Annotated in this window: 11 protein-coding genes; 10 read left to right on the top strand and 1 reads right to left on the bottom strand. The window is 58.9% G+C overall.

Annotated elements, in window-relative coordinates:
- Window positions 1-104: 104 nt before the first annotated feature.
- From AC1Q7Q_RS05970 to AC1Q7Q_RS05950, 5 genes are all read left to right on the top strand, one after another.
- Window positions 105-986, top strand: a complete 882-nt coding sequence (locus AC1Q7Q_RS05970) for an NmrA family NAD(P)-binding protein (protein WP_492375645.1) — start codon at window positions 105-107, stop codon at window positions 984-986.
- Window positions 987-1,009: 23 nt separating this feature from the next.
- Window positions 1,010-1,390: a hypothetical protein gene (locus AC1Q7Q_RS05965; RefSeq protein WP_492387139.1), complete on the top strand. Its 381-nt coding sequence runs from the start codon at window positions 1,010-1,012 to the stop codon at window positions 1,388-1,390.
- A gap of 67 nt (window positions 1,391-1,457) precedes the next feature.
- Window positions 1,458-2,171 carry an SDR family oxidoreductase gene (locus AC1Q7Q_RS05960; RefSeq protein WP_492375647.1) on the top strand — a complete coding sequence of 238 codons (714 nt, stop codon included), beginning with the start codon at window positions 1,458-1,460 and terminating at the stop codon, window positions 2,169-2,171.
- Between the two features lie 143 nt (window positions 2,172-2,314).
- Window positions 2,315-2,776, top strand: coding sequence for a MarR family winged helix-turn-helix transcriptional regulator (locus tag AC1Q7Q_RS05955; RefSeq protein ID WP_492375648.1), 462 nt, complete (start codon window positions 2,315-2,317; stop codon window positions 2,774-2,776).
- Window positions 2,777-3,313: 537 nt separating this feature from the next.
- On the top strand, window positions 3,314-3,682 hold the full coding sequence (locus AC1Q7Q_RS05950) for a DUF1484 family protein (protein ID WP_492375649.1): 369 nt from the start codon (window positions 3,314-3,316) through the stop codon (window positions 3,680-3,682).
- A 132-nt stretch (window positions 3,683-3,814) separates the two neighbouring features.
- Here AC1Q7Q_RS05950 and AC1Q7Q_RS05945 read toward each other — a convergent pair whose 3' ends face one another.
- Window positions 3,815-4,177: a hypothetical protein gene (locus tag AC1Q7Q_RS05945; protein ID WP_492375650.1), complete on the bottom strand. Its 363-nt coding sequence runs from the start codon at window positions 4,175-4,177 to the stop codon at window positions 3,815-3,817.
- A gap of 620 nt (window positions 4,178-4,797) precedes the next feature.
- Between AC1Q7Q_RS05945 and AC1Q7Q_RS05940 the strand changes: the two genes are divergently transcribed.
- The 5 genes from AC1Q7Q_RS05940 (at window position 4,798) to AC1Q7Q_RS05920 (ending at window position 12,204) form a co-directional block, all read left to right on the top strand.
- Window positions 4,798-5,163: a hypothetical protein gene (locus AC1Q7Q_RS05940; protein WP_492375651.1), complete on the top strand. Its 366-nt coding sequence runs from the start codon at window positions 4,798-4,800 to the stop codon at window positions 5,161-5,163.
- Window positions 5,164-5,571: 408 nt separating this feature from the next.
- Window positions 5,572-8,151 carry a type VI secretion system Vgr family protein gene (locus AC1Q7Q_RS05935; RefSeq protein WP_492375652.1) on the top strand — a complete coding sequence of 860 codons (2,580 nt, stop codon included), beginning with the start codon at window positions 5,572-5,574 and terminating at the stop codon, window positions 8,149-8,151.
- Between the two features lie 8 nt (window positions 8,152-8,159).
- On the top strand, window positions 8,160-10,154 hold the full coding sequence (locus AC1Q7Q_RS05930) for a zinc-dependent metalloprotease family protein (RefSeq protein WP_492375653.1): 1,995 nt from the start codon (window positions 8,160-8,162) through the stop codon (window positions 10,152-10,154).
- Window positions 10,155-10,231: 77 nt separating this feature from the next.
- On the top strand, window positions 10,232-11,083 hold the full coding sequence (locus AC1Q7Q_RS05925; protein ID WP_492375654.1) for a hypothetical protein: 852 nt from the start codon (window positions 10,232-10,234) through the stop codon (window positions 11,081-11,083).
- A gap of 5 nt (window positions 11,084-11,088) precedes the next feature.
- On the top strand, window positions 11,089-12,204 hold the full coding sequence (locus tag AC1Q7Q_RS05920; protein ID WP_492375655.1) for a hypothetical protein: 1,116 nt from the start codon (window positions 11,089-11,091) through the stop codon (window positions 12,202-12,204).
- Window positions 12,205-12,208 lie beyond the last annotated feature (4 nt).

The following is a 12,208-nucleotide window of genomic DNA, read 5'->3' as shown; positions in this document are numbered from 1 at the left end:
CATCCGGACAGGCCGGCGCTAGGCAATTCTTGACATTACGAGCATATGCTCCTACTCTTACCGCAAGAGAGCATATGCCCTCATTTCAAAAACGGAGCGAAACAATGAACGAACCTGACATTCTTGTAAGCGGCGCAACCGGGCGCACTGGAGGTGCAGCCATCGACGAACTGCTCACGCTCGGCAGACGCGTGCGGGCCTACGTCCGCACGGACGACGATCGCGCTGCCGCCTTGAGGCAGCGTGGAGTGGATATCGCTGTTGGCGATTTCACCAGTATTGACGCGATCCGCGCGGCGATGGAGGGCATCCGTTCGGCGTATTTCCTTCATCCGATCGCGCCAGGGATTATCAGCGCTGCCGCTTCCTTCGCGCAGGCCGCGAAGGAAGCGGGCGTCGCGGCGATCGTCAACATGTCACAGATTTCTGCACGCCGGGAGTCGGCAAGCCACGCCGCTCAGGATCACTGGATTTCCGAGCGTGTTTTCGACTGGTCGGACGTTCCGACTACGCACCTGCGTCCCACTTTTTTCGCCGATTGGCTGGTATATCCGCACTTTGCGAGGGAGATCTGGGCCAAGAAAAGAATTGAGTTCCCCTTTGGCCACGGCAGACATGCGCCGATTGCCAGTGACGATCAGGGCCGAGTGATCGCCCATGTGCTGGCAGCGCCTGAGGCCCACGCAGGAAAAACCTACACGCTCCATGGTCCCGTCGAGATGGACCACACGGAAATCGCAGCAGCGATGAGCGAGGTACTTGGCGCTCGCATCGAATACACACCGACTTCAATCGAAGAGTTTCAGCACAAGATGGAGAACCTCTACAGGTTTCCGCCGTTCCTCACCCAGCATTTGGTGGAAGTGGCGCAAAACTACCAAGAAGGAATTTTCTCTGGTACCAACGACGTTGTTGCGAGGATCACCGGTAAGCCACCGCTCTCGGTCGAACAGTATGTTGCACAGAATCGCGCCGCTTTTGCATGAACGTTGTCCTGCAACGATTGGAGATGAACGTGTCCGATTCACGGAATGAACGTCACCCATTTCTGGATGATCTGACGGCAGACGCGGAGCTAGCGAGTTCCGTGTTGCGTGATCGCGTTGTAGGACGCGATGACATCAGGCTCCTGATCAATGCCGTTGGAGCTCTCTACGGCTCCCAAACGCCAACGTTCCTTGAAACCAGCGACGTGCGGCTGGTGCTCGAATACGAGGCTGTTCTGACAAGCGGCGAGAAGCTGAGCGCAACCGTCGTCGCCGACCGAAATTCCGATGGATCGGTGCCGAGAGTAAGCGTACGAATGTCCCCGCTCGGTGCTGTCCTAAGCATCGCTACCCATCTGCGGGAAATGTTCTCGGAGCGATTTCCAGAAGAGATTTTTCTTTGATACCACGGGCGCGTTGGGGGCCGGGATACTCGCCTCCGATGGCTCGCACCACTAATAAGGAGTTGTCATGGAAGTGAAGAACGCAACTGTCTTCATCACCGGCGCCAGCCGTGGCCTTGGCTTGGAGTTCGCTCGCGAGGCGGTTCGTCGCGGGGCGAAGAAAGTTTACGCTGGCATGCGCAACATCACCGGATTCGATGAACCAGGTATCTTGCCGATCAAGATTGACGTCACAGATAGAGCATCGATCGCCGCAGCCGCGAAAGTAGCCGCCGACACCACGCTTCTGATCAACAACGCCGGCATTGCCGCCCTGATAGATGGGCCTCTCGCGGTCGACACAGAAACCCAGTCCCAGCAGATGTTCGATACTAACTACTATGGCGTCGTGCGTGTCTCTCAAGCCTTCGAAGGGATACTAGCAATCAAATCACATGCGGCCATCATCAACGTCCTTTCCGACATTGTGTGGCTGCCGCGCCCCTATCTGACGCCGTATGCCGCGTCAAAGGCAGCGGCGTGGAGCTTCACGAACCAGCTTCGCTTTCACCTGAAAGAGCGTAACATCCACGTGCTCGGCCTGCACGTCGGCTTCGTCGATACAGACTTGACCAAGGGCATTGACGTACCTAAGGCGAGTCCGGATGATGTTGTTCGGAAGACCTACGACGCTCTAGCCGCCGGCAAGAGCGAAGTAATGGCTGACAAAGGCACTGCAGTCCTGAAGAGCACCCTCGCGGCCGAAGTGCCTGGGTATATCGTACCGCCGGACGGAGTGTAGACCGTCCGATGACGATGGCCGTTTTGCACGCGTATCGTCCGGTCGGCCGACCCGAGTATCCGAGTGGCCCGGAGCCCGGCTCGGCGCAAGCTGCTCCAAATTTAATGCATGACTAGCCCAAATAGATAAGGAGTGGAACCGCGATGTCGCTGTTTAACCAGCCGCTTGGAATCGATCAGTGCAACTGCTTCGCCGCAAGGAAGGCAAGCAGGCAGATCTCGCGACTCTACGATAGCCATCTCGAACCGGTGGGTCTGCGCATTACACAATTCCTGACGCTTGCGGCACTGGACGAGGTGGGAAGTGCCCCGGTCAACGCGCTGGCCGAGAGACTCGATATTGAGCGGACGGCGATGGGAAAGATGGTTGGCTTTCTCGAACGCGATGGCTTCGTGAAAATCAAGCCGTCGCCAACGGACGGCCGAATCCGACTGATCGAACTCACCAAGGACGGTCGACGGCTGCACGAAAGAGCAGCCCCGTTCTGGCGAGCTGCACAACGGGAGTTCGAGGAACTAAACGGCATAGAAAATGCGACCGCACTGCGTGAAGGGCTAAAAGCAGTGGTCGTAGGCGATGAAAAGGAACACGCGGCCGGAGATTAAAATACGCGGGCAAGTAGTCGAGACCGAAGTGGCGTGACGTCATCCGCCATGTCTTGTTCATGGAAACCGCTCGATGCCGCATCCGGCCGACAACACCCCGGCCGAGGTCGACGACTTCGACCGCATCGGCACAGCCAAGTCGAACATGTCAGCCAATCGGCCAGCCCAGCGAGACCCTGGTTCTTCTATGTCGAGCTCTATAAGCGCGAGCGGCCGCTTTACACTGGGTTGCGGCCGCACGGTAGAGTGCGGTTCAGTGTCCCAAATGGGTCGACTGCGGACGTCCGTCGTCGCTTCCCTTCAATTCAAAACAGGCATCAGCGCAGGGCCGGCAAGCGACCGCTACAAGCGCCATCGCGCCGATCACGTGTCCGGACGCAGAAGTCGTCCACAGCGCAAGTCCGCTCCGGATTGACATCCTCCCCAAACCTCCCCGACAATCCTTACTCACCTCAAACAAAGGTGACCAGGAGTGGAAACCTGCGAAAGCATAGGCGACCAGCCGCCGCACGCGGCTAATTTTTCTATGGAACCGCAATGTCCGACTCCTCCGCTCACATCGACCAGTCCATCCCCTCGCAGTACCCCGACCGCACGCTCACCCTCTCCCGGCAATCCGACCTGCTCGCCGACCTGATCCGCATCACCTTCCCAGCAGACACCCCCACAAAGCTAAGCGTCCAGGAACTAGCCTACCAACTAGACGCGCTGCGCAACGACGCCCAAGGCATCGCGCAGGAAAGCTGTGCTGACTTGCTACGCGTTAGCGCGGGCCTTGGCTCTGTTCTGAGATTGCTGGATTACGACAGTGACGAGGTAGAAGACAGTCACGGCCTGCATTGCTTGCTGACGCCGTTGAAGCAGCAGTTGGATGCGGCTTTGAATCGGGTGCAGGGGTTGCTTTGAGGTAGGGGGAGGAGGGGCTGCATAGGTTCGGCGCGTGTCGCTCCTGTGCCCCCTCCCAAACAGTCAGTTCACGGCTGTCATTCCACGACCGGAAGCAGGTGCCTTCGTTCGCTACGGGAGTCTAGCCCGTAGTCAGTCCCAACGTGTCGGTGGCAGTGTTACATAGCCCTTACCATCGCGCGCGCCGATGTCATACAGCACATGGTCGTGAAACCAAAGCAGGCGCGGAGCGTCGGGGTCAAGGTACGTGCGTTCTGCGAGTAATTCATCGCTACGTGCAGCATAAAGGCGAAACAAAGTGCCATACTCACGCGCCAAATAGCAGGTTTCTGCGATGTAGTCGCCAGAATTCTCCCGCTGGCATTCGTGCGCAGTGGATCTGTCTCTAACATCCAAGCCATAGAGAACAAGAAATACGGCAGCGGCGGCGAGCGCCGCCAGCCTGATCGCCGAACGTAGCCGAGGTTCGGCTTTGATTTTGGTGCCTATGTTCATAGGTCCAACTCCACAACAAGCGGATCTTGACGGGCGCGTTCAGCCATTAGCGAAACGCCAGAATCGTCTTTCGATGCGCGATGTCGGCGGGCGCACTGCGCCTTCGGTTGTGGCGGTGTGGGCGGCGATGGGGCGGTTGCGGAGGAGGGTGGCAGGGTGTTCCGTTGGAAGTTAGAACGCTTCCACATCCTCGATGGTGCAGCATGCCGGCTCGCGCCTGAGCACCTACGGGGTGCTGAATGAACCGAACGGTAGCCGCTTTTCTGATCGTTTCATAGCCGCCCTCATCGCCAAATTTCTCATCGAATTTCGTACTTGTCCGATTGCGGCATAGCATTTCTCGCTGCAGGATACCGTTCTGGTATTTGTGAAAATCAATTGCGGATCGGTGCGCCAGCACTGGCACAAGGTACATCAGGTTCAAGCCTCATGGCCTTGCGGATCTTGCAACTTCACCTGCGGCGGAGTGTTTTCGCATGGGTATTCGTTTGCCATCGGCTTCCAATCGTACTGTCCGCGTGACGGGTCCGGGCATGCCAGAAATCCTTGGGCGACCCGATCCTATATTCAGACCGGATGGTCTTGCATCTTCTAAATCCGATCATAGTGGAGTTTGAGCTATGATGCGCCTCGTTAAATTTCTGGCTAAGTTGCTGGTCATTCTCGTAGCTCTGTTTAGCTCGCTGATTTATGGCTGCAACGCGCTGAACCGATCAGCCCGGTATCAATGCGAGCGAGAGCGTTCTCCTACAGGCCAATACATAGGCGAAATTTGCTATCTTCCGCGCGAGTACGGCACGCTATTTCGTCTGTATGAGACCCGCACTGGGGAGTTACTGGCCGAGCGCACATATTTAGACCCTGATCGGCGTAGCTTGATTTGGAATCCAATTTTCGTGCAATACGATTTGGGGGCGACTGAGAATAATGGCGTCGTGGACCTACCGCCGACCTGGCTGGATCGCGTAAGGGCGAAATTGCCGTAGATCTGCATCTGGTGCGCTGAGGCTAGCGCCCTTGATGCGGGGCCCATCCTCAATCCACCCAAGTTAGGCCTCAGCAAGCCTTGTAGGCGGCATGTCGATGAGGTTTGTGGCGAGGTGGACGTGGCTTAGCGCGATCCGGTCGAGCGCGATGGCTGGCCGAATTGGCGGCATGCTTGTTCGCAGTGCCATCCAAAATCTCTGTAATGCTCGCATTACTACGAATTGTCTGGGTTCATTTCCGGAATAGTCTCATAGACACTCCCGTTTCCAAGTCGATAGGCTTGTGAAGCTAAATTCATCGGAGTAGCGGATTTTTTTCGGGAGCCCAAGTCACGTAAGGTGGCCTGGGTTGTTTCGCGTCGCGTCAGGAATGCGCCGAGGGCGCCTGACATCACGGAGCTTACTTGCATGGGTAACCGCTTGCTGCTCTCTTCTCGTACCGTCACCGTGTCCGGCGAGGGGTTGCCGGAACTGATGGGACAGCCGCTGCTGGTGTTTTCCCGCATATCCGGCACCGAGGGCATTAACGCCCTTTTCGAGTACGAACTGGAGTTAAAGACCCCCGACGACCGCAATGCCCTTTACGGTCCGGCAGGCGACCTTGATATGGAGGCCATGCAGGGCAAGGAACTCACCGTCAGTATTGAACTGGACGGATCTGGCACCGGCCAAGCCGGTGGCCTGGGTCAGGGCACGCGGGAAATCACCGGCCTCGTCACGGAAGTTCGGGGGCCGTTCTATGACAACGAGCGCATTCTGTACCGGTTGACCCTGCGTGCGTGGCTGTGGCTGGCAACACTGACGAGTAACTACAAGCGGTTCCAGAACATGAACGTACTGGAAATCGTCGAAGCGGTACTCAGCAACTACACCTTCCCCGTCGAGCGTCGCCTGCTGGATAGCCAATATCCTCAGCGTGAGTATCAATTGCAGGCCGGTGAAACCGATTACCAATTCGTGCGGCGCCTGCTGGCAGAATGGGGCATATCGTTCTTCTTCGAGCATTCAGATGGTCACCACCGTCTGGTGCTGACCGATGGCAACGGCGCGTTCAAGGTCATTCCCAGTGCCGCGTATCACACCATTAGCTGGTATCCATCCTCTGACCGGGTTGACGAAGAACACCTCTATCAGTTTGAGGCGCGCGACCGGCTGATCACCGGCCAATGGACGCACGGGGATTACGATTTCAAGCAACCGCGCGCTGACCTCAACGTGTCTGCCGAAGCGCCGCGCGACACCAGTCATTCGACCTACGAGCGGTTCGACTGGCCGGGTGACCACGCCGAGCCCGCGGGCGGCAAGCAAGCCCGCGCCGAGGGCGACATGCGGGCGCACATCCGCATGGAAGCCATCCGGCAGCATGGACACCGTGTGCGCGGCAAGGGGAATGTCCGCGCGATGGCGCCGGGCAATACGTTCACGCTCGCGCGCTCCCTGCGCAGGAAGGCCAACTGCGAGTACCTGGTTTTCGACACACGCCTGCTGATCGAGGATGTGGGCGAGTTCTCGGGCAGCGGCCAGCAATGGCGCTGCGAGGTGGAATTCGAAGCACAGCCGACCCGCGAGATGTTCCGGCCCGAATGGGTCAGGAAGCCTTACATCGGCGGCACGCATGTCGCGAAGGTCACCGGTCCGGCCAATCAGGAAATCTGGACCGACAGTTTCGGTCGCGTGCGCTGCGAGTTTGCCTGGGACCGCTACGGCAACAACGACGAGAACAGTTCCTGCTGGATTCGCGTCGCCAATTTTGCGTCGGGAAGCCGCTTCGGCAACACGCACCTGCCGCGCATCGGACAGGAGGTCGTTGTGGCCTACCTGGGCGGCGATCCGGATCGGCCGATCATCGTCGGGGTGGTGAACAATCAGGAAAACCTACCAGCGTGGAACCTGCCGGATCAGCACGCGCTATCCGGCTACCAGAGTAAAGAGCTATTCGGCGAAGGCCGCAACCAGACGCTTTATGACGACACGCAGGGCCAGCAGCAGGTGCAGGTCGCCTCGGCCCACCAGAACAGCCTGCTGGCGCTCGGCCACAACGTGCGCGTGAACGATTGGCAGGGGCGCGAGGAAAAGCGCGGCGAGGGCTTCGAGCTGCGCACCGATGGCAAGGGGGCCATCCGCGCAGACGGGATGCTGATTACCACCGAGGCCCGACGTAACGCAGACGGCCATGTGCTGGCAATGCGGGAAACGATCCGGCGGCTGGAACAGGCACTGGCCGAAGCCCGCAACGTGCTGGATGCCAGCGTGGCGGCACTCGCGCAGACCGATGAACAGAAGAATGTGGCGCAGGCCATTGCCGAACAGAACGACGCCATCAAAGGGACGGGCGAAGCGCTGGGCGAACTGTCACAGCCGATGATGGTCATGGCGAGTCCTGCCGGGATCGCCAGTACGACACCGAAGACCACGCACCTGCACAGCGGCGACCATACGGCGCTGACCACCGGCAAGCATTTGTCTATGTCTGCGGGTCACAGCATTGTCGGCAGCGCGGCCAAAGGTGTCTCGCTGTGCGGCCATACCGAAGACGTGAAGCTGATCGCCCGCAAGGGCAAAGTCGCGGTGCAGGCGCAAGACAACGAAATGGAAGTCGTGGCGCGCGACACCCTGAAGGTCACCAGCACCGAAGGCAGGATCGAAGTCACCGCCGCCAAGGAGATCGTGTTCAACGTTGGAGGCACTTACTACCGCATGACGCCCAGCGGCATCGAGAGCGGCACCAGTGGCGCATGGACGGTTCACGCGGGCAGCAAGCAATTGACCGGCCCGAAGACTGCCAGTGTGCCGATGCCGAGCTTCGGCAAAGGTTACGGGGGCTTCTACAAGCTGCATTGGGATGGCACCGACCACCTTGCACCGCACCAGTCGTACCGCATTACGCGCGCCGATGGCAGCCTCATCGAAGGCGTGACCAATGCGCACGGGGAGACTGCGCTCAAGCTAGCCGAGTTCGGCGAAACCGTAAAGATTGAAATTATATAAGACCGCTTATGGCAACCCATTCCACACATCCTTCGCAAAAGCCGCCCGCGCAGCCTGCATCGTATCCGGAGTTGACCCTCAAGCCGGGCGGCGCGGTGTGCAAGGTGGCGATACCGCTGCGCCCATTGCGCATCTATTTCCAGCTGTTCCCGGGTATCTCCCGGACTGAAGCCGAGCGCGGGCTGGCCGGCCTCAGCTACAAACTGCGCATCCCTGGACAAACGGACAGCGAAGGCACGACTGGGGCCAACGGCCAGATTCTCTTGCCGGGCCTGCAACCTGGCATCACAGGCGAACTGGAAATTCTTGGCACGCTGATCCAGTTGACCGCGCGTGACTACAGCGATGACGAGAAGACCGACGGCACAACGACGATGGGCATCCAGGGTGCCAAGCGTCGCCTGATGGTGCTGGGTTACTACGACAAGCCTTATCGGTCCGTACGTCCCGGGCAAGTGGCTGTGTCGCAGACGCCCGATGACAAGTTGGACCACATCGAAATCGAGGACGCGATCCTGCGCTTTCAGGTGGACAGCGGCTTCGAGCCCAATGGCGAAATTGAGCGGCACGAACTCGCTGGCAGCAAGATCGATCCGTCGCAGGCGTTTGGCTTTCACCGCGACCTCACTGGCTCGAGCGTCAAGCAGTTTCACCCCGACTTCGTCGCCAAGCTGGCAGCGGGCGGCGGCAGCGCCCCTCCGGGCACCATGGAGCCATGTACCGTCCCGCCTCCGCCACGACCGAAAAACAAAGGCGCAGTCGGATCTGCCGCCCCGGGACCGTCGCCAAAACCGCTGGCACGCGAAATCTACGATGGACACCGGTTTGTACCGGTGCGTTTCGTGCGGTACAACGAATCGACCACCTTTCATCCGGGCAGGCCCGAACTGGACGAGCGCGGCTACCGGGAGCATAACGGGCCAATCGTGAGCCTGATGGCTGGACAGAGAATTGACCTGTTGCTGCTGCGCCTGCATGTCGGGGCAAGCGTGCCGCTGAGCTTCGTCAGCACGGATGAGAGCACGGTCAAGATCAGTCAGGCGACGGGTGACTTGATCGAGTTGACGGGAATCGCCGGTCTGCGCAACAAAGCGGAAGGAACGACCGCCGCAATTGAAGTGCGCTATGGCAGTCCCAGCGGGCCGCTACTACACACCCTGGCTGTGCAGGTCTACGCGCCCATCAACGTCGCTGTGGCGGTGCATTTTGTGTCCATTGGACAGGCCGGCAAGCCGGAGATTCCACGGATTCCTCCGTCACTTCAGCGTCCAAAGCTTGAGCCCATCTTCAACAAGATCAATGACATCTGGCGGGCAGCGGGGATTCGCTTTGAGGTCAAACAATGGCTGAATGACACCATCGACTTGATGCAGGCAGGGGCGATGACCGTCAAGCCTGCCAAAGACGGGCAACCCGCAGTGAACGAGTTCCACGCGGTGACCAGTCTGAATCGCAAGGCGAGGCATCTGAACATGTATGTGGTGGAATCCACAATCGGTAGTGGCATTGGCTGGGGGCTTTGCAATACCGCCCTGGTGGCCGCCGAGCAGATGCATGGTGGCCAGCCTTCCAGTCAGGATCAGCTCATCCAGACGTTCGCCCACGAGATCGGGCATTTTCTTGGACTGTGGCACCCCGCAACGCATAACCCCAAGGGGGACGATGTTCACGTGCAAATTCAAGGCAGGGATGAACGCCACAACCTGGAGGATTTCTGGTCTCGCCGGATGCTGATGTATGTCTATACCGGCTTGAACGGCATCGGTCCACTGGACGCCAATACCCGGCAACGAGGACGGCAACAGGATGTTGGCAATGGCTGGCATGTGGGCGGCAAGATGCTGTGCTGCAAGACGGTGCCGAAGGTCGTGTCTTCGCCAGAAGACTCTGAAATTGTAACGGCACGCGGGATTGCACTACTCAACAAGTCTGAATCGTCAACGGAGAAGAAAACGGCATGGTCACCACCGTCCGACAACGCTGGGCAAGGCGTTTTTGCCTGAGCCTGCTACTCACCTGCAGCGTAGCAGTACCACAGGTGTGTGCTGCGCAAGATCAAGTCATACAGGAGCAAACGAATATGCCTAGCCTGGCACAAATGATCGACCACGAACAGTGGGATGACGCTTACGCCTATGTTCGCCGACAACAGAATTCCATCGTGCCGGAAGTCCGCGCTATCGTGAGCGACCCAAGGACGAGCAGCACCGCGATGGAAATTGCCTACGGCTTTCTGCGGAAGGTCCCCTCGCTTGAATCCGCGACGCTATTGGCGCAAGGCTTTAGTCAAGGAGGAGGTCAGGCAAGCGTACTTGGCCTGATCGAGAACCCTCGTCCCGAGGTTTACCCAATTCTGAAGGGGCAGATGCGACCACCTGCAAAAGAACGCGACAGGGATCTCCTGCTCACGATGGCGCAGATCCCCGTGCCACCGGAGCAGCGCATCGCCGATCTCAAGCCCTATGTGAAGGCCAAGTACTATCAGACCCGAATTGCGGCGGCCTTCGGTCTCGCGCTGCTGGACGACCCCGGCAGTATGGAACTGATGACGCGTGCGCTGGGTGCGGGTAACCGCGACGGGAAAAAGGTCCCACTCATGATCTTCTATCAGTTTCGCGCATGGCGCACGCCGAAATTTGTGCCGGTGCTGATTCCCGTGCTGAACGACCCGATGGAAATCAAGGATATCGGACTGCGCCGCTATAACGCGGATGGCAGCGAATCGGCCATGACGCCAGAAGAACTGCGCTATCTACGCGCCCGCGACTACGCGCTGAACATCATTGTCAAGACGCTGAACATCGACGTGCCGTTCAAGATCGAGGACGACGTGACTTATTCCAAGGAGCAGCGCGAGCTGGTCAAGCAGAAGCTGCGCGACTTGGGCTACACGGTGACAGATGAGGCCCATGCGGTCACGAGCGGCGTGTAAGCAAGATGGCCGACATGGACCCGCAAGGCATCCCCTCGCCCGAGCCGGACAACAAACCAGCAGCCGGTAACGATTCGCAGCCGACCCCTCGCTGGATTTCGCCGCCGCGAACTCTTGAGCAGCGTATGGGCACCACCGTCCGACAACGCTGGGCAAGGCGTCTTTGCCTGAGTCTGCTGCTTGCCAGCACCATTGCATTGCCACAAACATGGGCTGCGCAAGATCTCGCCATTCCGGAGCAACCGAACATGCCTCGTCTCGCACAATTGATGAACCAACATATCAGCCAAAATCGGTGGGATGATTGGGATGACGTCTATGCCTACGTCCGTCAACAACAAAACGCCATCGTGCCGGAAGTCCGCGCCATCGTGAGCGACCCAAGGACGAGCGGTACCGCAATGGAAATTGCCTACGGTTTTCTGCGGAAGGTTCCCACGCTTGAATCGGCGACGCTACTGGCGCAAGGCTTGGGAAAAGGGGGCGGTCGAACAAGCGTATTTGGCTTGATCGAGAACCCTCGTCCTGAGGTCTATCCCATTCTCAAAGCAAAGCTCCAACCTCCAAAGGAGGAGGAAAACAAGAACCTCCTGCTCACGATGGCGCAGATCCCCGTGCCACCGGAGCAGCGCATCGCCGATCTCAAGCCCTATTTGACGGCCAAGTACTATCAGACCCGAATCGCGGCGGCGTTCAGTCTCGCGCTGCTGGACGACCCCGGCAGTATGGAACTGATGACGCGTGCGCTGGGCGCCGATGACCGTGACGGGAAAAAGGTCCCACTCATGATCTTCTATGAGTTCCGCGCATGGCGCACACCGAAATTTGTGCCGATGCTGATTCCCGTGCTGAACGACCCCATGCCGATCAAGGATATCGGACTGCGCCGCTATAACGCGGATGGCAGCGAATCGGCCATGACGCCCGAAGAACTGCGCTATCTACGCGCCCGCGACTACGCGCTGAACATCCTTGTCAAGACGCTGAACATCGACGTGCCGTTCAAGATCGAGGACGACGTGACCTATTCCAAGGAGCAGCGCGAGCTGGTCAAGCAGAAGCTGCGCGACTTGGGCTACACGGTGACCGATGAGCCCCATCCGGTCACGAACGGCGTGTAAGAAA

The organism is Cupriavidus sp. GW823-FHT07A04 (genome assembly GCF_058794615.1).
This window is presented reverse-complemented; position numbering and strand designations above follow the sequence as displayed.

Bases quoted from the DNA above. Each gene is read 5' to 3' on its own strand.
- AC1Q7Q_RS05930 (WP_492375653.1), top strand. From the start codon at position 8,160: ATGGCAACCCATTCCACACATCCTTCGCAAAAGCCGCCCGCGCAGCCT.
- AC1Q7Q_RS05920 (WP_492375655.1), top strand. From the start codon at position 11,089: ATGGCCGACATGGACCCGCAAGGCATCCCCTCGCCCGAGCCGGACAAC.
- AC1Q7Q_RS05940 (WP_492375651.1), top strand. From the start codon at position 4,798: ATGATGCGCCTCGTTAAATTTCTGGCTAAGTTGCTGGTCATTCTCGTA.
- AC1Q7Q_RS05955 (WP_492375648.1), top strand. From the start codon at position 2,315: ATGTCGCTGTTTAACCAGCCGCTTGGAATCGATCAGTGCAACTGCTTC.
- AC1Q7Q_RS05925 (WP_492375654.1), top strand. From the start codon at position 10,232: ATGCCTAGCCTGGCACAAATGATCGACCACGAACAGTGGGATGACGCT.
- AC1Q7Q_RS05945 (WP_492375650.1), bottom strand. From the start codon at position 4,177: ATGAACATAGGCACCAAAATCAAAGCCGAACCTCGGCTACGTTCGGCG.
- AC1Q7Q_RS05960 (WP_492375647.1), top strand. From the start codon at position 1,458: ATGGAAGTGAAGAACGCAACTGTCTTCATCACCGGCGCCAGCCGTGGC.
- AC1Q7Q_RS05965 (WP_492387139.1), top strand. From the start codon at position 1,010: ATGAACGTGTCCGATTCACGGAATGAACGTCACCCATTTCTGGATGAT.
- AC1Q7Q_RS05950 (WP_492375649.1), top strand. From the start codon at position 3,314: ATGTCCGACTCCTCCGCTCACATCGACCAGTCCATCCCCTCGCAGTAC.
- AC1Q7Q_RS05935 (WP_492375652.1), top strand. From the start codon at position 5,572: ATGGGTAACCGCTTGCTGCTCTCTTCTCGTACCGTCACCGTGTCCGGC.
- AC1Q7Q_RS05970 (WP_492375645.1), top strand. From the start codon at position 105: ATGAACGAACCTGACATTCTTGTAAGCGGCGCAACCGGGCGCACTGGA.